Here is a 22,444-nt window from a genome sequence, read left to right as displayed (position 1 = left end):
GCTGTAAGGCCTGACTTAAAGATAATTAATAATGAAGAAACCTGATTAAATAAAGTGAAACTATGGGCGATTCAATTGTTCAGAGAGCGTATATGATGATTGTGGGGTTGCGAGGAGTTGGTTTAGGTGACAAAAAAACAAAGATTATTTGAAGAAGAGCTTTTAACAAAATCTAAGAAAGAGCGCGAAAAATTTTTTAATGATTTTACTGTTAGCCATACAAAAATGAAACAAGTTTCAGATGAATTAAAAAATGAAATTTATAAAGGCTCTCAAAACATCATTATGGTCGTTGGCCCATCAGGAGTTGGGAAATCCAGACTCTTTTCTGCAACAATGTTATCTGTTCTTAAAGATATGGAAGAAGAAACTGAGAAAGATAGAAGCATTATCCCTATCTCTGGTATAGAGCTTCCAAATCCAGATTTAGGGAAGTTCAATTGGAAAGATTTCTATTATAGAGTACTTTCATCATTAAGGGATCCATTAATTGATTATAAGATTGATGTTACTGATATTGAAAAGAAAAATAGGAAAAATAAGAAAAGTAACAGTAACAACCCCCTTAATGCAAATACTGCGCCAGAGCTACGTAGATCAATAGAGAGTGCATTTTTTAACAGGAAAACAAAAGCACTTCTAATTGATGAAGCTCAGCACTTTTTTAAAATTAATTCAGAAAAAAGGGGTAACAGTGAACAGAACCAAAGGCAATTTAATTCTATTAAATCATTAGCAAACATGAGTACCACAAAAATTGTTTTATTTGGAACTTATGATTTAAATGCTGTTTTCAATTTAGATGGTCAGTTATCTAGAAGGGTTAAGGAAATTCACTTTCCGAGGTATGATTATACCAATGCGGAAGATAGAAGGTACTTCCAAGCTTTATTATTGACCTTTCAGAAATTGCTACCTGTGGAGAAGGAACCCGATTTAAAGAAGTACTCGGAATATATATATGAGAATTCCATTGGGTGTGCTGGTATTCTGAAGAATTGGTTACAAAGATGCCTTTCAGATGCTATAGAAAAAGAAGAGAAAACTATTACCTATCAAAATTTGAAAAGAAATGCTTTACAAACAAAAAAGCTTTTAACACTAGCAAAAGAGGCAATTACTGGAGAGTACTATTTCAGTGATAATAAAAAAGACAAAAATGAGCTTCAAACCTTGCTGGGAATTAAAAATGAGAAAGATAATGAAAAACCAAAAAGAAAAAATAATCCTAAGCCGGGAATTAGAAAACCAGAAAGGGATACTGTAGGATTGGCCTAAGCTTAGGGGATATAAAATATTAAAGAAAAATTGAGTAGGTATTTCCTGCTCAATTTTTTATTTCTTAGATTTACTTGTTAACGCATTATCATACATCAGGAGGAATCAGTAATGAATTTATATTTAAGCAGTTTAACAGATGAACAAAGAATAGTAGATTATTTTTTATCCACCAGAACAGAGTTATATAATATTGAACCGATTGGAATTGGCACACCTTATGTAGAAAGTCTATCAAGTTATATTTCTAGAATCGCGGAAAATCATAATTTAGCTGTATCACCATTGCTGAGTAAAGTAATTGCACCTATGCTAAATATAGATTATTTAAAAGATCAACTTAGACAAGGAATAATTAAGGATACCTCACATTTTATTAATGAGAATAGTCCCGTTACTTTGGAATATTGTAATGCATTGGAATTATTAACAAGTAGAGATGATCTACGTAATCTGACAATGTTAAATTGGCAAGGGATTTTTTCAACAAAACTCTTTTGTAGATATAGAAAGTGGTGTCCAATATGCTTAAATAAAATGAAATCCGATTCAAAGATTATATATGAACCGCTAATTTGGTATATTTCTGATATAAAAAAATGCGAAGTACATGAAGTAGTACTACACGACCAGTGTCCAAATTGTAAAAGAAATTTACCGTATTTGCATAAGGAACTAATGGTTGGATATTGTCAATATTGTGGATCGTGGTTGGGAGGTGAATTGGTATTTAATAAAGAAATTTTAACCGAGGAAGATATATTTATTTTCCAAAATTATAAGGAATTGCTTGCAAATTCATCAAAGCAATCAATTTACCCAACAAGAGTTTTTATTTCAAACTTTTTAAATAGATTAATGAAGAAATTAGATATTAAAAGTGTAGCAAAGTTGGCAAATATTTTAGAGTTAAATTCAGCAACGGTCAATTCATGGGTAAAAGGAAGAAGACATCCTTCAAGTGAAAGTCTTTTAAAAATTGGTCGAAAAATAGGTTTAACTATTTATGAGATGCTTTATGACAATAATAAAAAGGTAGTGCTTGAAATAAAAAAAGATAGCTTTACACCACAGAAACCTATCCCAATAAGTGAGATTGAAAATTGTCTAAGGAAAGAGGTCAATTCAAATGAGCCAAAAAGTCTAAATAAAATATCCAAAGAGTATGGTTTTTATGTACCCACCGCAAAAGGGAATTTTCCTAAATTATGTGAAGAGATAACAGAAAGCTATAATTATTATAGAGAACAACAGGTAAGAAAAAGAAGAATCGAAATTGAAAAAATGTTAACAGATTGTTTAAGTCTGGATACCCCCATAAGTTTAAATCAGTTTTCAAGAGATTATGGTATAACTTTAATAACTGCAAAAAGAGTTGCCCCAAATTTATGCAAAAAGGTCGTTAAACGATATGAAGAGTATATTAGTGAATTAAAAAGGAAGAGGGTTCAAATTATAAAAAGAGATATTAAAGAAATTGTAAATATTTTACATCAAAAAGGAATTTATCCTAGTTCAAATAAGGTACTAGAAAATCTCGAAAATAAGCATTTATTTAGAAAAGAATGGGTAAAACAGGCTTGGAAGGAGGCTTTGGAAAGTTTAGGATATAATTGAATATTTAATTCTACAATTGTTAATCTAAAATTGAGTGTAAAAGGGTACTGAAATTAAGTAAACCATATAGTTTCCTAAAATAGAAATGTAAAGCATATAATTTCCTAAAATAAAATTGTAAAGCATAAAGCTTCCTAAAAGTAGAAAAAAGAGGTTATTACTCGATTGTATTTGAATGGTAGTAGTCTTTTGGGTTAATAAGTCTTTTAAAAAGAGCTGAGATACCTTGTGGCTCTAGGGTTGGAAGTTATATGCTTTATTTCTAGGAAATTATATGCTTTACGTCACATGTTTAAATTCTTTAAGTAAACGCCTCTTATCTTAAAATACGTGTTATAGTATTAATTAGAATAGTGGGAAGGGAGCATTCATTTTGACTACATATCCAAATATTACAGAAACAAAAAATTTAATAAAACAGTTGGTATCGATTCCAAGCCCGTCAGGTTATACCGCAAATGTCATTCAATTTGTGGAAGATTACTTAAAAGAATTAGATGTGGAAACAAAGCGAAATCGTAAAGGTGGGCTAATTGCTACAATTCCAGGTAAAAATGATCAGGAACACCGTATGCTTACTGCCCATGTAGATACACTGGGAGCAATGGTAAAAGAAATAAAGTCAAATGGGCGCTTGCGTCTCTCTTTAATTGGTGGCTTTAAATTTAATGCTATTGAAGGTGAATATTGCGAAATACATACTCTGGAAGGTAATACATTTACAGGCACTATTTTAATGCATCAAACTTCTGTGCATGTTTATAAAGACGCTGGTGAAGCAAAGCGTAACCAGGAAAATATGGAAGTGCGCATTGATGCAAAAGTGGAGAATGAGAAAGATGTCAGAAGGCTCGGAATTGAAGTTGGGGATTTTGTATCATTTGATCCTCGTGTTGAGTTAACAGCCAATGGTTTCATTAAATCACGCCATTTAGATGATAAAGCAAGTGTTGGGATTTTACTTCAACTCATGAAGAGAATTAAAGAAGAACAGCTCACACTTCCTTATACTACTCATTTTCTTATTTCCAATAATGAAGAGATTGGCTATGGCGGGAATTCGAATATTCCACCAGAAACAGTAGAGTACCTTGCAGTTGATATGGGGGCAATGGGTGATGGTCAGACAACTGATGAATATACAGTATCGATCTGTGTAAAGGATTCCAGCGGACCATATCATCTAGGCTTACGCAAGAACTTAACGGAACTTGCTAAGCATAACAATATTGGTTATAAATTAGATATTTATCCGTACTATGGATCAGATGCATCTGCCGCAATCGGGTCAGGGCATGATATCGTGCATGGTCTTATTGGACCTGGAATTGATTCTTCCCATGCGTATGAAAGAACACATGAGGATTCATTAAAAAATACGGAAGAATTACTGTATCACTATGTAAAGTCAGCAATGGTACAATATAATTAGTTAGTAAGAAGCAACATAAAACCGGACTCCTCAATGGAAGTCCGGTTTTTTTATAGTACATACAAATAGACACATAGGAAATGAAACAGACTGCCTGCCAAAATAAATAAATGGAAAATTTCATGGAAACCAAAATGCTTAAATGATAGAAACTCTGGTTTTAGCCAATAAATTAAGCCACCGACAGTATAAATTATTCCTCCAATTATTAATAACATCATTCCATTTGTACCAATAATTGGCGCAAGCGAAGAACTAAAGAAGACGACAATCCACCCCATAGCAATATAAAGTGCTGTGGATAACCATCTAGGTGCATGAAACCAGATTAATTTAAAAGTTACACCCAAGAGTGCAATGGCACTTATTATTGAAAATAGTACCCAACCAGTAATCCCATTTAGACTAATTAAACATAATGGAGTGTATGTTCCGGCAATCAGTACAAAAATCATGGAATGATCCACTCGTCTTAAAAAGGCAATTACATGATCTTTTGCAATAACCATATGGTAGGTTGCTGAAGCTGCGTATAACAGTGTCATACTTATACCAAAAATAGTAACAGCAACAATAGAAATAATCGTACCTGTCTCTGTTGAAGCTTTCCATATCATTGCGACCAAGCCAATAATGGAGAGAATTGCTCCAAACAAATGTGTTAGTGAATTAATTGGTTCCCGGATAATATTGTTCATGTTATTAACACCTTCAATTCATCATGTAGTTTTAAAAACTATATTACAATACTATACATATATTATCAAGTAGTCAAGGGTTTACACGTTCCCAACCTTCTTCTATAATAGAACTAAAAATAATTGGAGTTATTTATAATGAAAAATTTACAAGAACTAATTAGTGAGATGCATCTAAATACGAATATGAATATTGAAGAAATCCCTGATTTGGATTTATATATGGACCAGGTTATACAGTTATTTGAGAATAAATATGCACCTTCGAAACGGTACCCTGAGGATAAGATTTTAACTAAGACGATGATTAATAATTATGCGAAAGGCCAGCTATTTTATCCAATTAAAAACAAAAAATATTCTAAGAATCATTTTTTGTTAATTAGTCTGATTTACCAGATGAAAGGAACTTTGACCATTAATGATGTAAAGCAAACATTACATTTGTTGAATTCTAAAATAACTGAGGAAGATTTTGACCTCCAACAGCTATATTCATCTTATTTAGAGTTAACGGAGGCAAATACAGAAACTTTTAAAAAGGATGTAGTTAACCATGAAGAAGAGGTTAATCAGTTGGTATCCAAGTTGCAGGATGAGGACGAAGATTATTTGAAGCAACTTCTATTAGTTGCTGTATTTACAAATATGAGTAATTTTTATCGGCGAGCGGCGGAAAGAATTGTCGATGAAATCGGAAGAAAAGAAACAGAATAAAGAAGGAGAGACTTAAATTGAAGTTAAGTATTCTTGATCAGGTACCCATATCAGAAGGAAGTTCTCCTCAGGAAGCTTTGCAGGAAACCATAAAGCTTGCAAAACTTGGGGATGAGCTTGGGTATAAGCGGTACTGGATTGCTGAGCACCATGACATGAAAGGTCTTGGATGTCCTGCTCCCGATATGGTACTAAGCTTAATTGGGAGTCAGACAAATAATATCAGAATTGGAGCTGGAGCAGTATTGCTACCACATTATATGCCTTTTCATGTTGTAGAAAAGTATAATCTGCTAGCCACTTTGTATCCGAATCGTGTTGATTTAGGAATTGGTCGTGCACCAGGCGGATCTGCAGAAGTAACAATGGCATTGTCTGCTAATTTTTTGGAAAATGTACGTCAGATGCCAGGTTCAATCGATAACTTATTACATTTTTTAAATCAAAGCTTTCCGAAAGATCACATGTTTTCAAAGATTAACCCAACCCCACTGCCACCAGTTTCACCAGTTCCTTGGTTGCTTGGAACAAGTGAGAAAAGCGCTATTCAAGCAGCGGAAAAGGGATTACCATATGCTTTTGGGCATTTCATGTCAGATGAAGATGGCCCTTCCATAATAAAGAATTACAAACAAGGGGAGGCAAGTAAAGAGGCACTTATCGCTGTGTCTGTTATTTGCGCTGGAACGAATGAAGAAGCCAGCATATTGGCAATGGATAGTAAACGATGGAAAATAGAACAGGCAAGAGGGGAAGGAAATGGTGTGCCTGACGGTAGGAATACAGTCCATTTAACAACCGAAGAAAAACGACAACTTGCTTCTTCGGACAATAAATTGATTATCGGTAACCCTAAACAAGTAAGAAAGCAACTGGAAGAGTTACAAAGAGTTTACAAAGTGGATGAATTTATGATTCTTACAATTACACATAATTATGAAGCAAGAAGAAGGTCTTATAAGTTACTGGCCGAAGAATTCGACCTATAACGACAAATTTCTACTTGATAATTTATTTTTAGCATGGTAAGCTGAATAAAGAAAAATACCTTTAAATTAGTCCAGAGAGACTGAAAAGGGCCGGAAATGTACATAGTTATATAACTATGCCCTTTTGTCCTCTGTAGACAAAGGGCATTTTTTAATGTCCAAATCTACGCAACCTTAAGGTGATTATTTCTCTTTTAAACTTGTCCTGTGAGACTTGAAAAGAGAATGGATAACTCATCCATTCTTCAGAGCCTTACAAGAAACACATGAAAACTGGAGGGTGGTACAACATGAAATATCGTAATAAGGCAGTAGTTGCATCAACAGCAGGTTTAACTTTAGAAGGAATGGATATTATGTTTATCTCTTTCGCTATGTCAATGATCATTACAAATTTTAATATTGACATGGCAACAGGTGGACTTATATCTTCCATTACAAATATAGGTATGCTTGCCGGAGGAGCAATTTTTGGTATACTTGCCGATAAATATGGTAGAGTCAGAGTTTTTACGTACACTATTATTTTATTTGCTATAGGAACATTTTTAACTGGATTGGCCACAAGCATCGAACAAATTTACGTTTTTCGCTTTATAGCTGGACTGGGAGCTGGTGGAGAGTATGGAATTGGGATGGCACTTGTAGCGGAAGCTTGGCCTAAAAATAAACAGGGTAGGGCATCTTCCTATGTAAGTATTGGCGCACAATATGGGGTTATACTTGCAGCTCTATTAAGTGCAATCATTCTCCCTACCCTCGGTTGGAGAGCGTTATTCTTTATTGGTATTTTACCTGTAATTTTTGCTTTTATAGTAAGACGTAACCTTGATGAATCTCCTGAATGGGTTGCTGCACAAAAAGAAAAACAAAAGGATAAAACAAAAGTAGAAAAAGGAAAACTTATACAATTAGTAAATAATCCAAGAACAGCTTTTACTACGATAGCACTAGCATTAATGGCAACAGTTCAGATTGCTGGATATAATGGGTTAATGATTTGGCTGCCATCCATGCTTCAACAATCTCAAGGCTTATCGGTTTCCAGTTCAGCAATATGGACAATCAGCACTGCTGTAGGGATGATTCTGGGCATGCTTACGTTTGGTCAATTCATGGATAGGTTTGGTACCAAAACAGCTTATGGCATCTTCCTTTTGGCATCAGCTGCAGCTGTATTTATCTATTCTTATGTACATGGGGCAGCAGCCGTACTCATTGGTGGGGCTATTGTCGGTTTCTTCTCCAATGGAATGTTTGCTGGTTATGGAGCACTAATTAGTAATTATTATCCCATTCATATAAGAAGTACAGCGACAAATACGATCTTTAACTTTGGTCGGGCGGTCGGTGGTCTGTCACCTATATTAGTAGGTTTTATCTTACAGCATTTTGACATGATTGTGGCAATGACATACCTTGCACTTCTTTACTGTATCTCATTCATAGCCATGCTAAGCTTACAACATAAAAATAAAAACAAAGAGCTTGAAATAAAGACTGCTTAATAAAAAAGAAAGACATAGTAGAGTAACCCCTCTGCTATGTCTTTTTATATAGAGAGCTCTTCCAATAATCGCAGTATGGATAAACTCCGACTTAACTTTTCGTCTTTAGAGTATGAAAAATAACTGTGTTGCTGGAAAGTTCACTGAAATATTGAATCAGAATACACCACCGCTACGGAAAACACTGCGCTTTTCGGGGGCGGCTGGTGAGCCTCGGGCCAACATGATGTTGGTCATGAAGGCGTTGCGGCAGGACGTCGCGCAGCGGAGGAAGCGGCTGAGGCCATGCCGGGCGGCAAAGAAGACACTGCGAGATAACGAGCAGATGTCGCACTTGTACCCGGAGGTGTGAAAGCGTCCGCCCGAAACGGAAATCAATGGGGCACTACTCCTCAAATATTTTACTAAGCTTTTCATCAATAAAGTTACGTCGCAGTTTCCTCCTACTGTAGAGTAACTTAAATAAAATGATGTAACTGTTAAGCTTCATTATTTAAAGGGAGTCAGTTCTTTTTTTACCCCTATAACCCGAGCAAGTTTACATGTTAATACGCCCCAAGACCTAGTCAGAAATATTGCTTAGGTTCATTACCAAAAAATCCTCTTACCAATAAAATTAAATTATGATATTGAAAGGAGGCGTAAAGGTGAAAAAATTTCTATTGTTTGTAGCTGGTTTAATTGCATTGTTTGTTTTAATTGCAAATATTGGACCAATGATTTTGTTAGGATTGAGCATTTGGTTGTTGTATGTGGTATTTAAAAAATTTGTTAAAAGTGATTCTATTACCGGGAAAATTGGTTGGATCGTTTTAGGACTCGTCATTCTGAGTATCACTTTTTCGAACATATTTGCGGTTATTGGTGTGGCAGCAGCCTATATCCTCTATCTAATCGTAAGTAATTGGAAAAAAGATGCAGACGACTCAGTTGTTAAGGTAATGGAAGATGACGACCCGTTTACTAATTTTGAACGTCAATGGGCAGATTTAAACAATTAAAAGGAGAGATTATAATGACTTCCATATTTACACGAATAAAAAATTCTATTACTACAGACCTTCATCACTTGATGGATCAAAAAGAACAAAGGAACCCAATTGCGGCATTAAACCATTACTTAAGACAAAGTGAACAAGAAAAAGAAAAAGTAAGGAAATTGGTTGATCGTCAATATAAATTAAAGGAGGAATTCACCAAAGAATACATTCAAGCAAAAGATATGGCAGAAAAGCGATTAAGACAAGCTAGCATTGCTGAAAAAGCAGAAGAACAACAAATGTATGAGTTTGCCATTAAAGAGCATGAAGAATACCAATTGCGAGCAGATAGAATGAAAGCATCGTATGAAGAAGCAGCGAAGCAATTGGAAACATTGGAACAAAAATATGAAGAAATGAAACATAAATTAAAAGATATGCACTTACGACGCATGGAGCTAATGGGCCGAGAAAATATTGCAAAAGCAAATTATCAAATGAATAAAGTTGTCGATTCTTCTGCAGAAAAGCCATACTCTAAATTTGCTGAGATGGAAGGGTATATTGAAGGCCTGGAGTATAAAGTAAATAGCGCGTATTATCGTACTACCTTTGACAGCAAGATAGCTAAATTAGAAAAAGAAATGGAAGGCAAGATGGAAAAGGAAAAAGAATCTGTGGAGTAGATAGAAAAGATGATATACTTAAACAGGCGCAGGTATCTGTGCCTGTTTTACTTAAATAAAGGAGGACGCTTGATGTTTAAGCATTTGAATACAAATACACTTAATTGGATATTAATCATTGGCGTTATCCTATTTATTATTGAGCTAACCTTTTTTCATGGTGGGATGATTGCATCCGCTTTGTTTTGTGCACTTTTTATCTATATTGGATGGAAAAACTTCCTCCAACTATGGGGGAAAATATTTTTTTGGTTTGGTATAGCAGGAGCTGCATTTTCTATTTTAAATATGCTTGCTGTACGCTTTCTGATTATTGCTGCCATCATTTTATTTATAATGAATTATTCTAAATCCAAAAAAAATACAGAAGTAACCTATCCAACTATACCACCAAATCAAAAAGAGGATATTGCAGATTCTGCTGTACTAAAGGTAGAGCCGCTATTTGATAACTCGTTTTTTAAAGGAGACAAAACGGATGACTCAGCTTACCATTGGCGAGATGTAAATATCCATGGAATAATTGGGGATAGAGTGATTGACCTTAGTAATACGGTTCTTCCTAATGACACAGCTGTTATATCTATTCGTCACATGGTTGGTAATATAGAAATCTATGTACCATATGACATAGAAGTTAGCATTCTTCATAGCTCTTTCTTTGGCCGCGCCCAAATTTTAGATCAGTACCATACAAAACTAATGAATCAGTCATTAATATACAAGACAGAAAAGTATGATGAATCACAAACACGCGTAAAGATAATCACTTCCGTTTTCTCTGGAGACATCGAGGTGAAGCGAATATGAATACAGTTATTCGTCATATCATCACTGCTGTTCTACTTGGTTTTATCTTGACATTTATTGTAACTGTTGTTACATTATTCGTTTTTGTTAACGACTGGTCGTTGATAGCCGGGACAAAAGTAGGTGAAGTCAATTATCTTGTTATTTTGTTTGGTATACCAATTGTCGGAGGATTGATAATTGGTATAGTTACAGGTACATATTGGCAACAGCGGCTTCGCCATATAGAAAAACAAATGGATGAGTTATTGAAAGGCAGAAAGGTAAAAGCTGCGTCAGAATTTAAAGAGATAAAGAAAATAGAAACTTTTCTAATAGAGATTCAGGAAAAAATCCGAGATCAAACAGAAGTGGCTCAGCGTCTGGCCACTGACAGGGCAACAGAGAGAGAGAAGAGTTTGCAGGAAGTGGTAGTGCAAGAAAGAAACAGGCTTGCAAGGGAATTGCATGACTCCGTTAGTCAACAGTTGTTTGCCGCATCTATGATGATGTCTGCGATTAATGAAGAGAATACTTCTACACCAGTTAGAAAACAGCTTCACCTTGTTGAAAATATGATTCAACAGTCCCAAATGGAGATGCGAGCTTTGTTACTTCATTTACGACCAGTCGCATTAAAAGGTAAGTCTTTACACGAGGGAATTAAGGAACTATTACTAGAACTTACTGAAAAAGTACCGATGAAGATTACCTGGAAAATTGAAGCATTTCATTTAGATAAGGGTGTTGAAGACCAACTGTTTCGTGTTACCCAAGAATCGGTTTCGAATACCTTAAGACATTCAAAAGCTACTAATCTTGAAGTAATACTTATGGAAAGAGATGAGACGGTTATCCTTCGGGTGGTTGACAATGGAATTGGTTTTAATATAGATACTGTTAAAACAAACTCATATGGTTTGCAAAATATGCGGGAAAGAGCTTTTGAAATCGGCGGCTCATTTAAAATAATAAGTATACCAGGAGAGGGAACTAGAATGGAAATAAAAGTTCCTAATTTAGGCAAGGAGGGAGAGCACCATGATTAATGTCTTATTTGCCGATGACCATGAAATGGTGCGGATCGGTGTTTCAGCATATTTATCTGCACAGAAAGATATAAATGTAATTGCCGAAGCGGATGATGGAGGGGATGCTGTCAGATTAGCCTTGAAGCTAAAACCTGATATTATCTTGATGGATCTTGTGATGAAAGAGATGGATGGAATAGAAGCAACCAGACAGATTATTCAACAATGGCCGGAAGCAAAAATCATCATTGTAACAAGCTTTCTTGATGATGATAAGGTGTATCCTGCATTGGAGGCTGGGGCAGCAAGTTATATGTTGAAAACGTCTAAAGCAAGTGAAATAGCAGAAGCGATTCGGGCAACTTATCAAGGTCAGTCTATATTGGAGCCGGAAGTGACTGGAAAGATTATGAACCGAATGCGGTCAAAGAATGATGAATACCTTCATAATCAGTTGACAGATAGGGAAACAGAAATTTTATTACTAATCGCACAGGGGAAGTCCAACCAGGAAATAGCAGATGAATTAATTATTGCAGTAAAAACTGTAAAGGTACATGTAAGTAATATATTGGGAAAACTACAAGTACAGGACCGAACCCAGGCTGTTATTTATGCATTTAACAATAATTTGGTTTGAAGTTAAACGTTCAACTAAAAAGAGACTAATAAAAAACTAAAATCCGAACCGATTTAATTAATAAATCTTGGTTCGGATTTTTATTTTTTACTACTTAGCGATGCGTTATTCTGATCAGGTCATACCTACATTTGAATTTTTACTTAAAAATATTACTTAGTTATGCCAGCCTATTTAATGTTATAAAATCGATCTACAAGATTGTAAACCGCAACTAATTCATAAAGAATAATAAGTTCAGGCGGAAATTTTGTTGGATGCTTGTCACTATCTTTTGTAATCTCTTCATTATCCTCCCAAAAAATTTCAGTAATTTGTTGTAATTCCAATTGATGTTTTTTAGGTTGATAGTAAGTGGGATCACTTAATGCTTTCGACAATTCTGTTACAGCATGAAGAATAATCTTTCTTTCCTCTGCAGACCAGGAAATATCTCTTAAAGGACTATTAATGAGATTATCCATATGGTAGTGAATTAAGCGCAGCCTCACTATTTGGTCTTGAACTTTTTGGAATTGCTGCTTTTCACTAGCTGCTAGTGGATGGTACTTGGATTCATCTTTCTGAAACCTTATCAATAGCTCCGTCTGTAGGATTTTTTTATCCAACTCGGCTACCATTTCCTTTTCTATTTCATCTTGATCATCATGCCTATCTTCTAAAATGTCTTTAAATACTTTTTCAATAATTTTCCCAGTACGATTCGCCATGGATTGGATATTATTCTGTATGTCATTCTTGTAATCTGGTGGCAGCACAAACATATTTACAGCAGTTGATACTAATAAACCAACAGTAGTTGTACCAAGACGAATGAAAAAAGAGAATAAAAAGTTACTATGAATTACTTCAATCATTGCTACTGCTGTTAATGTTGCTACTAATAAACCTGCATGTAACCTTAAACGAAAACAAGTCACGATGGTGAAGACAGCAGCCAAGGTATAAGTTAGTGGAGAGTTACCGAATATAGAAATAAAAAATACAGCATAGGCTGAGCCAATTGCTGATGCAGGAAACCGAATAACACCCTTTTTGATTGAATCAGAAACAGTTGGCTCTATAGAAACGATTGCTGTAATTACTGCAAATACCGGTGGCCAATCCAGTAGCTCACATATCCAAGCTGTTAAAAATATGGCAACCCCAGTCTTAATTACTCGTCCCCCTACAATTTTTTTCAATGAAACTACACCTCAATTAAACGTTGTCTTTATCGTATTTCTTAGCTTATTGCATTATCTATTTTCCAACATGAAAGTAAAATAATCAAATATTTTCCTAAAAAAGGGTTGCAATTTTTAAAATAATCGAATAGACTGTATTATAACAAAATAAAGATTAATAAAACTGTTATATATAAGGGGGGAGTAGAAATGACGAAAAGAACTTGTCCTGAGTGTGGAAAGCCGATGGAAGAAAAGAGTTATTTTATGGAATGCGATTATTGTCTCTCTAAAAAGGAAGACTAATTTTTTTGGTATTACTGTTATACAACAATATAATTAATGGTTTATTGTATCATAACAAGGAGGTTAGATGATGTTAATGAAAAGTGAGGAATTAACGATTATACCTGAGAAAAAGTATGAAGCAATTTTAGATCCGAAGGCTATGGAATTTATTGAAAAACTGCATCTGCATTTTAATGAGAGAAGAATTAATTTACTAAAAATAAGGACTCAATTACAGGAAAAGATGAATGAAGGAAAGAAGCCTGATTTTCTATCAGAAACGGAAGCAATACGTAATAACAATTGGACCATTGACCCCATCCCAAAAGATTTAAAAGATAGAAGAGTAGAAATAACTGGACCTGTTGATCGAAAAATGATTATTAATGCATTGAATTCGGGAGCAACTGGATTTATGGCTGATTTTGAGGATGCTACTTCTCCGACATGGGAGAATGTTATGGATGGGCAACAGAATTTAAGGGATGCCATTCGCAGACAGATTGACTTTCAATCAGAAAAAGGAAAGCAATATAAATTGAATGATGAAACAGCTGTGCTTATTGTCAGACCTCGGGGCTGGCATATGGAAGAAGAAAACATTACCTTTCATGGGAAACCTGTTTCAGCAAGCCTAGTTGATTTTGGCCTTTATTTTTATCATAATGCGAAAGAATTATTAAGTAGGGGAACAGGGCCATACTTTTATCTTCCTAAGATTGAAAATCATCTTGAAGCACGTTTATGGAATGATATTTTTGTCTTCTCTCAAAATGAGCTTGGTATTCCACAGGGAACGATTAAAGCAACTGTGTTAATTGAAACTATAACCGCAGCTTTTGAAATGGATGAAATATTGTATGAATTAAAAGAGCACTCAGCTGGATTGAATTGTGGCCGTTGGGATTATATTTTTAGTTTCTTAAAAAAATTCCATCAGGATCCTGAAATACTTTTACCTGATCGTTCGGTAGTGACAATGGAGGTTCCCTTTATGAGAGCTTACTCTTTATTGGCCATCCAAACTTGCCATAAACGTAATGCTCCTGCAATGGGTGGGATGGCTGCACATATACCAGTGAAAAATGACGAAAAGGCGAATGAACTCGCTTATGATAAAGTTCGTGCTGATAAACAACGTGAAGTAAATGACGGCCATGATGGCACATGGGTTGCTCATCCTGGAATGGTACAGTTGGTCAAAGAAGTATTTAATGAACGAATGCCGACACCAAACCAGTTTTTTAGAAAAAGAGAGGACGTCCAAGTAACACAAACAGATTTATTGGAACCACCAAAAGGGGAGATTACGGAAGCAGGACTGCGAACCAATATTAACGTGGGAATTCAATATATAGCAGCATGGTTTATGGGAAGAGGAGCAGTTCCTATCAATAACTTAATGGAGGATGCTGCAACGGCAGAAATTTCACGGGCTCAGGTTTGGCAATGGATTCGCCATCCGAAAGGGAAGTTGAATAATGGGGAAAATATTTCTAAAGAACTAGTAGATAAAATGATGAAGGAAGAATTAGTTAAAATTAAAAATCAAGTTGGTGAGGATGTTTATAAGAATAACAAGTTTGATCAGGCTGCAGAGCTATTTAATCAGTTAATTAACCAGGATGAATTTGCTGAATTTCTTACATTGCCTGCATATAAGCAATTATTAAAAGGGGGAAATAAATAATGGTTAATAATCGTGCAGAAGTATTAAAGAAAGAGTGGGATAATGAGTTGCGGTGGGTAGGTGTAGAAAGACCCTATGAGGCGGAAGATGTTATTCGTCTACGTGGATCACTTGATATGCAGTATACACTTGCAGACAGGGGAGCTAAAAAGCTTTGGGAACTAATTAATAATGAACCTTATATTAATGCATTAGGGGCCCTGACGGGGAATCAAGCAGTTCAGCAAGTAAAAGCAGGATTAAAGGCAATTTATCTGAGTGGTTGGCAAGTAGCAGCGGATGCAAATATGGCTGGCCAAATGTACCCGGACCAAAGCTTGTATCCTGTAAATAGTGTACCTAACGTAGTAAAACGAATTAATCAGGCATTACAGCGTGCAGATCAAATACATTATGCGGAAGGAGATCATTCCATTGAATGGTTTGCTCCAATTGTGGCAGATGCGGAAGCAGGTTTTGGAGGCCAATTAAATGTATTTGAATTAATGAAAGCAATGATAGAGGCTGGTGCTTCAGGAGTCCATTTCGAAGATCAACTGTCCTCTGAAAAAAAGTGTGGACATTTAGGCGGGAAAGTTCTTTTACCTACTCAAACGTCTGTAAGAAATTTAATATCAGCACGATTTGCAGCTGATGTAATGGGAACTTCAACTGTTATTATAGCCAGAACAGATGCGAATGCTGCTGACTTAATTACAAGTGACATTGATCCATATGACGCAGAATTTATTACAGGTGAACGTACACCAGAAGGATTTTTCAAAACAAAAGCTGGTTTGAATCAAGCGATTGCAAGAGGATTAGCTTATGCACCATATGCGGATCTCATCTGGTGTGAAACATCAGAGCCTAATTTGGAAGAAGCGCAAAGATTTGCAGAAGCCATTCATGAAAAATTTCCAAATAAATTACTAGCTTACAACTGTTCTCCCTCATTTAACTGGAAGAAAAAATTGTCAAATACTAAAATAGCTGAATTTCAAAAAGAATTAGGAAAAATGGGCTATAAATTCCAATTTGTTACATTAGCAGGCTTCCATGCCCTCAACTATAGTATGTTTGACCTAGCAAGAAAATACAAAGATAGAGGCATGGCAGCATATTCTGAATTACAGCAAGCAGAATTTGCAAGTGAAAAACATGGATATAGCGCTACCAGACATCAGAGAGAAGTTGGTACAGGTTATTTTGACGAAGTAGCTCAAGTAATATCAGAAGGGACTTCCTCAACTGCGGCCTTAAAGGGATCTACAGAAGAAGAGCAATTTACTAACTAAATTACAATAAAGTACTCCTTTCTACGAAGAAAGGAGTATTTTTTTATATAAAAAGAGGTTTAATGTCATTATTGAAATATAATTGTAACATTGTCATAACATGAGTGAAAAATATGGATGTTATACTACAAATGTCCTAAAGATAGTGAGGACTACATACTACTTATATATTATACACATTCTCGCAATGTTTTAAGTGATAGATAGAGAGAGAGACATACACATACATACATACATAACGTGGTTGCGGATGTGAATTAGGAAGCGGGGAAGAGAAGTTGAAAAAAACAATAATGACAATGACTACTGTAGCAGTAGTTGGTTTGAGTAGTGCATTTTTCAGTTCAAATGTCCATGCTGAAACAGTGAATAATTTGAAAGATAAACAAGAACAAATACAAAATGATCGCTCTGAGGTGAAAGCAAATCTATCAGAAGCGGAAGAAAAAATATCAAAAGTTTTAGTAGAATTAGAGACACTTAATAAAGATATTGAAAGAGTAAACGATGCTTTAAAGGAAAATAAAGCAAAAATGGATGAGACAGAGCAGTCCATTTCAAAAACAAAAGAAGAAGTAGAAAAATTAGAAGCGGAAATTGCCGATTTAGAAGCTGCAATTGAAAAACGATTTGAGATTCTTAAGGAAAGAATGGTTTCCTATCAGAAAAGTGGCGGAGATATTAGCTATCTTGAAGTAGTATTTGGAGCTCAAAGCTTTGGAGATTTTATCAGCAGAGTATCTGCTGTAAATAAAATTGCTGATTCCGACGCTAAACTTATGGAAGAACAGGAAGCAGATAAAAAAGAAATTGAGGAAAAACAAGATAAAGTAGTGGATAAGCTCGATAACTTGAAAGATATGAAAGCAGAATTGGAAGATATGCAATCTACTATTAATGAACAAAAGAAACAAAATGTAGAAAAAAAGAAATCCCTTAAAGAAAAGAAAAGTGAACTTGTTACGATGAAAGAAGAATTGCAAATTAAAGATAGTAACCTTGCTTCTCTTGAAAGAGAAGTAAAGCAAAATATTGCATCAGCTACTGCACCACCAGCACAAGCTGTTTCATCAAATCGTTCTGAAAGTTCAAGTTCTCAATTGTCTACATTAAGTAGCGAGAAGAGTAAAGGGAGCAGTAATACTTCCGCGCCAACAGCTTCTAAAGGCAGTGGTGGAATGAGTGCAATCTTAAATGCTGGAAACAGATATATTGGTAATTCTGTCTATGTATTCGGTGGCGGAAGAAGTGCTTCTGATATCGCAAGAGGAAGATTTGATTGCTCAGGTTTCGTATCATGGGCATTCTCTCAAGGTGGAGTTTCAGTCCCGGCAAGCACTAGCGGTCTATCTGGAGTAGGTTCTAAAGTTTCATATAGTAATGCACAACCTGGTGATTTAGTATTCTTTAACACATATAAAACAAATGGTCATGTTGGAATCTATTTAGGTGGCGGAAGATTTATTGGGTCACAAAGCTCAACTGGTGTAGCAGTTGCCAATATGAACAGTGGTTACTGGAACCAAAAATTTAGCGGACATGTAAGAAGAGTTAGATAATAAACAAAAAATCCATCCTTAAAGGGTGGATTTTTTTGTGTTCAAATATATATGTTGAAATTATCCGGTGTTTCGCAAAATAGATAAACTTGGACGTGACTGTAAGTATTGTAAATTACTGTTTCTAAAAGGTACACCACTAAAATATATTTTAATACGTTTTGATGATCATCTATCGCCATTGATTTCCATTACAGATGAACGCTTTCCGCCGGCATGGCTTCAGCCGCTTCCTCCGCTACGCTCCGTGCAGGGTCTTCAGCTCATGCTATTCCGGCAGGAGTCGTCATCTTCCATTCCAATCAATTGGTATGTGCTATTGATTAATTTGAGGTATTTAAGAATTGAATAAGTAGCTCTTATCTTTAATTTTTGAGATATACACCTTAGCGAAGGGGAAATATGAAGACTCCTCGAAAATGGAAAGGCACATTTTCTTCGTGCGATGCCTTGCTGACGTAGCTTTCCTTGTCCTGCGGGAAAAGCGAGACTAGCGAGACCCCGCAGAACGGAACTAATTAGGAACAAAGGCTAAGTTCGTCACGTCCTGTGACAACGCCTTTGTAACCAGCATCCTGCAGGCCCGAGTTCGAGGAGGCTTGCAGGCCGCCCGCGGAAAGCGTAATAATTTTCCGCAGCGAGATTTGGTGCTCCACCACTACATCGCATTTCCCTCCAACTGCGAATTTAATATTTCGCTTTAGTTACCTTACTAGCTTATGTTAATGTAAATAATAGTCCGTTGCTGTATATAATAAGTTCGATTTAATGTCTGTAAGAAGAAATAAAGCGTTTCATTTTTTCTTGCCGGGGTACTTATAATACATATATGTAAACGGATCTATATTTACAGTTTACATTACATAAAAAAATCAATGGAAAGGATCTGTTATGAACACAAAAAAAACATTTAAAAATCCCGTACTTTATGTATCCGCAATCATCGTTTTATTGCTTGTTATTATTGGAGCAGTTATGCCAAATAAATTTGGAGCTGTTGCAAATAAGCTCTTTACATTTACGACCAGTTCATTTGGATGGTTCTACTTATTAGCTGTTTTTATTTTTATTATATTTCTTGTAGGTCTGGCGTTTAGTAAATACGGTAAAATCCGTTTAGGACCAGTTAATTCTCGGCCAGAGTATACCTTTTTCACATGGATCGGTATGCTTTTCTCTGCAGGTTTTGGAGCGGGACTAGTATTCTGGGGTGTCGCTGAACCAATGAGTCATTTTTTTGAAACACCATTTCCTGGTATAGAAGCGCAAACAGAAGAAGCTGCTCGGGTTGCAATGGGGTATGCTTTCTTCCATTGGGGGATCAGCCAGTGGTCTGTTTTTGCTGTGGTTGGCTTAGTAATTGCCTATCTTCAATTTAAAAAAGAGAAAAAAGGCTTAATTTCTACAGCGATTCAGCCGGTGGTCGGTAAAAATAAAGCATTAGGTGGAACAATAGACTCTTTAGCAGTTATTGCTACAGTAATGGGTGTTGCTACATCTCTTGGATTAGGAATACTACAAATGAATGGAGGATTAAAGTCTGTTTTTAACCTTCCAAATTCAATCGTGGTACAAGTAGCAATAGCTGGTGTTATGCTAGTAACTTACCTTTTATCCTCCAGTACAGGTCTTAATAAAGGTATTAAATGGTTAAGTAACTTAAATCTTGGCCTATGCCTTTTGTTGCTGATTTTCGTATTTTTTGCTGGACCAACTGTATTTATTTTAGATACGTTTGTACTTGGTCTCGGAGATTATTTTACAAACTTTATACAATACAGTCTTCGGCTAACCCCATATTCAGAAGATACTTGGGTACGTGATTGGACTATATTTTATTGGGCATGGTCTACAGCGTGGTCACCTTTTGTGGGTGCTTTTGTTGCAAGAGTATCTAAAGGTAGAACTATACGAGAGTTCGTTTTTGGTGTATTGGTTGTACCTCCGGCAATTGCTTGTTTATGGATTGCTGCATTTGGAGGAACAGCGATTCATAGCGATTTATTTAATGGTACTCAGATAGCTGAAGCTGTTAATGGGGATATTGCTGTTGCTTTATTTGAAACGTTTGGGAATCTCCCAATGACAACAATACTCTCTCTCTTGTCTATCTTTTTAATCTTTACCTTTTTAGTTACCTCAGCAGATTCAGCTACCTATATCCTGGGAAGTATGACCTCCAGAGGAAGCTTGAATCCAGCTTTAATAGTAAAAATTATCTGGGGTGTGCTAATAACAGCTATTGCTGTAGTATTACTGCTTGCAGGTGGGTTAAATGCTTTGCAGACAGCCTCATTAATTTCAGCGTTGCCATTTACTATTATTTTGTTAATTATAGTTGTTTCATTTTTAAAAATGATTAAGAAAGATATAAAGTAGCAAATGACAAAAAGAAATAGATTTAGTTCCTGGTGAATTGGTAAATCACGCAATTTTAAAAGCTAAAATTTCATTTTTAACTACATTATTCTTTTGTTCGTATGTTTAAGGAAAGTTAATAAAGGTTAAATATTATTAACTATAGAAAACAAAGGAGTGCCTGAGCATATGGATTTAACAAAAGAAATTAAAGAATTGGAAAATATAAGAAGAAGTGATTCAAATAAGGTTTTTACGATGTACTTAAATACAGATCCCTCTGATCCTGAACAGCAAGGTGGAGAGTGGAAAATCCATTACAAAAATGGCATGCGTAATTTCGAAAGCTATTTAAAAGAGGATGAAGATAAAGAAGAACTTAAAAACTTTCAATTAGTTAAACAGAAAGTGGATAAATTTATAAAAGGAAATGAACAGAAATTCCTCCGCGGAGTAGTTATTATAGCTACTGCTGATGAGGAAGTATGGTTTGCAGACCGTGTTCAAATGCGTTTGAAGACAGAGTTTTTCTGGCAGGAAACGCCTGAGCTAGGGCAAATTAAAAAATTGGAAGAAAGTTATCCTAAAACAGGAATTGTACTGGTTCAACAAAATGAAGTAAAGGTTATAGAATCATATCTCAATGAAATTGAAGAAATTTATTCATACGAACTAAACGTGGATACGGATGATTGGAGACAAAAAGTAGGTCCACGAAAAGCAAATGCTTCTTCCATGGCACCAGGAGCTACAAACGCACAAAAAGATAATTTCGCAGCTAGATATGAAGCAAATAAGCAGCGTTGGTACAAAAAAATTGCTCCAAAATTAGACAAAGCTGCTAAGGATAAAGAGTGGGAGAAGATAGTGATTGTAGGAGAGTCGGATCCTTCTCAAGAATTAAAGCAACAAATGAATAAACAAGTAGACGAAGTAATTCAAAAGAATATGCTTGATCATGAAGAATCAAAAGTTCTTGCAGAAGTATTCGGATAAGTAAAAAACAGCTTGGATATCCAAGCTGTTTTTTACTGCGGTATAAACTTAAAATATGTAATAAACTGCTAGTAAAGGTATAGTTAATGAAAAAAAGATATAGATCGTTGCTTTGCCAAACTCTTTTTGTAAAATATAATTAAGCGTCTCATTCCCGAACGTAGAGAAAGTAGTATAGGCCCCACAGAACCCGATGCCTAAAAATAGCCATACCAATTCACCAATTACCTCATTATAATGCCACTTATACAGGAAGGCAAGCAGGATTGCCCCAGATAGGTTTGCGATCCATGTGCCAATTGTATGTTTATTAAATAAGATAGAAATAGAAAACCGACAAATAGAGCCTAAGAAGCCTCCAGCAGCAACACAAAGTATACTCATGTAGCAACCTTCCTTCGATTAGCTAATTTAAAACCGGCATAACAGCAGAGTAAGCCGCCTACCAAACTGCTCACAATATACAAGAAGGTTGTAGTTGACGAGTTTAGATTAGCCGCTTCCACCACGAAAGTCGAATATGTGGTAAAGGAACCAAGAACCCCTGTTGTTAAGCCTGTCATTAGATTCGGAGAGAGTAATTTTCTACTTCTTTCAACGTTTAATAAGAAACTTAATAAAAAACACCCTAACAGATTGACAGTAAGGGTAGATAAAGGAAAACCAGGTGAAATAAGTATTAGAGAAATGAAGTACCTTAATGTGGATCCAATCATTCCTCCAATTCCAATTATCAAAAGTAGAT

The 22,444-nt window shown here is 35.5% G+C and carries 21 protein-coding genes; 17 read left to right on the top strand and 4 right to left on the bottom strand.

The features are described 5' to 3' along the window. Positions 1-126 precede the first annotated feature (126 nt). From BME96_RS13010 to BME96_RS13000, 3 genes are all read left to right on the top strand, one after another. The gene (locus tag BME96_RS13010) at positions 127-1,278 is read left to right on the top strand and encodes a TniB family NTP-binding protein (protein ID WP_060679781.1); all 1,152 of its coding nucleotides are present in this window, start codon (positions 127-129) and stop codon (positions 1,276-1,278) included. A 111-nt stretch (positions 1,279-1,389) separates the two neighbouring features. Next, positions 1,390-2,895 carry a helix-turn-helix domain-containing protein gene (locus BME96_RS13005; protein WP_060679783.1) on the top strand — a complete coding sequence of 502 codons (1,506 nt, stop codon included), beginning with the start codon at positions 1,390-1,392 and terminating at the stop codon, positions 2,893-2,895. A 373-nt stretch (positions 2,896-3,268) separates the two neighbouring features. Then, positions 3,269-4,327 (top strand): M42 family metallopeptidase, encoded by a 1,059-nt coding sequence (locus BME96_RS13000; protein WP_197035827.1) that lies wholly within the window; start codon positions 3,269-3,271, stop codon positions 4,325-4,327. 50 nt (positions 4,328-4,377) lie between these two features. On the opposite strand, the gene trhA is transcribed toward BME96_RS13000, so the two are convergent. After that, positions 4,378-5,025, bottom strand: a complete 648-nt coding sequence (gene trhA, locus BME96_RS12995; RefSeq protein WP_019377615.1) for a PAQR family membrane homeostasis protein TrhA — start codon at positions 5,023-5,025, stop codon at positions 4,378-4,380. 138 nt (positions 5,026-5,163) lie between these two features. On the opposite strand from trhA, the gene BME96_RS12990 reads away from it, so the two are divergent. The 8 genes from BME96_RS12990 (at position 5,164) to BME96_RS12955 (ending at position 12,365) form a co-directional block, all read left to right on the top strand. Then, entirely contained in the window at positions 5,164-5,742 is a 579-nt protein-coding gene (locus tag BME96_RS12990; protein ID WP_019377614.1) for a DUF1836 domain-containing protein, read from the top strand. 17 nt (positions 5,743-5,759) lie between these two features. Continuing rightward, a complete protein-coding gene (locus BME96_RS12985; protein WP_071649274.1) occupies positions 5,760-6,731 on the top strand; it encodes an LLM class flavin-dependent oxidoreductase in 972 nt (323 codons plus the stop codon). 290 nt (positions 6,732-7,021) lie between these two features. Continuing rightward, positions 7,022-8,239: an MFS transporter gene (locus BME96_RS12980; protein ID WP_071649273.1), complete on the top strand. Its 1,218-nt coding sequence runs from the start codon at positions 7,022-7,024 to the stop codon at positions 8,237-8,239. Positions 8,240-8,886: 647 nt separating this feature from the next. Further along, positions 8,887-9,240, top strand: coding sequence for a lmo0954 family membrane protein (locus BME96_RS12975; RefSeq protein WP_019377611.1), 354 nt, complete (start codon positions 8,887-8,889; stop codon positions 9,238-9,240). A 14-nt stretch (positions 9,241-9,254) separates the two neighbouring features. After that, positions 9,255-9,905, top strand: a complete 651-nt coding sequence (locus BME96_RS12970) for a PspA/IM30 family protein (protein ID WP_019377610.1) — start codon at positions 9,255-9,257, stop codon at positions 9,903-9,905. Positions 9,906-9,977: 72 nt separating this feature from the next. Beyond that, the gene (liaF, locus tag BME96_RS12965; RefSeq protein ID WP_071649272.1) at positions 9,978-10,715 is read left to right on the top strand and encodes a cell wall-active antibiotics response protein LiaF; all 738 of its coding nucleotides are present in this window, start codon (positions 9,978-9,980) and stop codon (positions 10,713-10,715) included. Continuing rightward, the gene (locus BME96_RS12960; RefSeq protein WP_071649271.1) at positions 10,712-11,743 is read left to right on the top strand and encodes a sensor histidine kinase; all 1,032 of its coding nucleotides are present in this window, start codon (positions 10,712-10,714) and stop codon (positions 11,741-11,743) included. Before liaF ends, BME96_RS12960 begins: the two co-directional genes overlap by 4 nt. Then, positions 11,736-12,365, top strand: coding sequence for a response regulator transcription factor (locus tag BME96_RS12955; protein WP_071649270.1), 630 nt, complete (start codon positions 11,736-11,738; stop codon positions 12,363-12,365). Before BME96_RS12960 ends, BME96_RS12955 begins: the two co-directional genes overlap by 8 nt. A 170-nt stretch (positions 12,366-12,535) precedes the next feature. On the opposite strand, the gene BME96_RS12950 is transcribed toward BME96_RS12955, so the two are convergent. Beyond that, on the bottom strand, positions 12,536-13,549 hold the full coding sequence (locus tag BME96_RS12950; RefSeq protein WP_071649269.1) for an aromatic acid exporter family protein: 1,014 nt from the start codon (positions 13,547-13,549) through the stop codon (positions 12,536-12,538). A 192-nt stretch (positions 13,550-13,741) separates the two neighbouring features. Between BME96_RS12950 and BME96_RS19880 the strand changes: the two genes are divergently transcribed. The 6 genes from BME96_RS19880 (at position 13,742) to BME96_RS12925 (ending at position 21,699) form a co-directional block, all read left to right on the top strand. Beyond that, the gene (locus BME96_RS19880; protein ID WP_197035826.1) at positions 13,742-13,837 is read left to right on the top strand and encodes a YhfH family protein; all 96 of its coding nucleotides are present in this window, start codon (positions 13,742-13,744) and stop codon (positions 13,835-13,837) included. A gap of 76 nt (positions 13,838-13,913) precedes the next feature. Continuing rightward, positions 13,914-15,509 (top strand): malate synthase A, encoded by a 1,596-nt coding sequence (aceB, locus tag BME96_RS12945; RefSeq protein ID WP_071650006.1) that lies wholly within the window; start codon positions 13,914-13,916, stop codon positions 15,507-15,509. Further along, a complete protein-coding gene (aceA, locus tag BME96_RS12940; protein ID WP_071649268.1) occupies positions 15,509-16,786 on the top strand; it encodes an isocitrate lyase in 1,278 nt (425 codons plus the stop codon). The genes aceB and aceA overlap by 1 nt, the downstream gene beginning before the upstream one ends. Positions 16,787-17,064: 278 nt before the next feature. Continuing rightward, positions 17,065-18,345 (top strand): coiled-coil domain-containing protein, encoded by a 1,281-nt coding sequence (locus BME96_RS12935; RefSeq protein WP_019377602.1) that lies wholly within the window; start codon positions 17,065-17,067, stop codon positions 18,343-18,345. An 891-nt stretch (positions 18,346-19,236) separates the two neighbouring features. Next, positions 19,237-20,724: a BCCT family transporter gene (locus BME96_RS12930; protein ID WP_071649267.1), complete on the top strand. Its 1,488-nt coding sequence runs from the start codon at positions 19,237-19,239 to the stop codon at positions 20,722-20,724. Positions 20,725-20,892: 168 nt separating this feature from the next. Continuing rightward, complete coding sequence (locus BME96_RS12925; protein ID WP_071649266.1) at positions 20,893-21,699, top strand: VLRF1 family aeRF1-type release factor; 807 nt, start codon at positions 20,893-20,895, stop codon at positions 21,697-21,699. Between the two features lie 48 nt (positions 21,700-21,747). On the opposite strand, the gene BME96_RS12920 is transcribed toward BME96_RS12925, so the two are convergent. Continuing rightward, complete coding sequence (locus BME96_RS12920) at positions 21,748-22,083, bottom strand: fluoride efflux transporter FluC (RefSeq protein WP_060679800.1); 336 nt, start codon at positions 22,081-22,083, stop codon at positions 21,748-21,750. After that, complete coding sequence (locus BME96_RS20185) at positions 22,080-22,415, bottom strand: fluoride efflux transporter FluC (protein WP_197035825.1); 336 nt, start codon at positions 22,413-22,415, stop codon at positions 22,080-22,082. The genes BME96_RS12920 and BME96_RS20185 overlap by 4 nt, the downstream gene beginning before the upstream one ends. Between the last annotated feature and the right edge of the window lie 29 nt (positions 22,416-22,444).

This window comes from Virgibacillus halodenitrificans, assembly GCF_001878675.1.
GTDB classification, from domain to species: Bacteria; Bacillota; Bacilli; order Bacillales; family Amphibacillaceae; genus Virgibacillus_Q; species Virgibacillus_Q halodenitrificans.
This window is presented reverse-complemented; position numbering and strand designations above follow the sequence as displayed.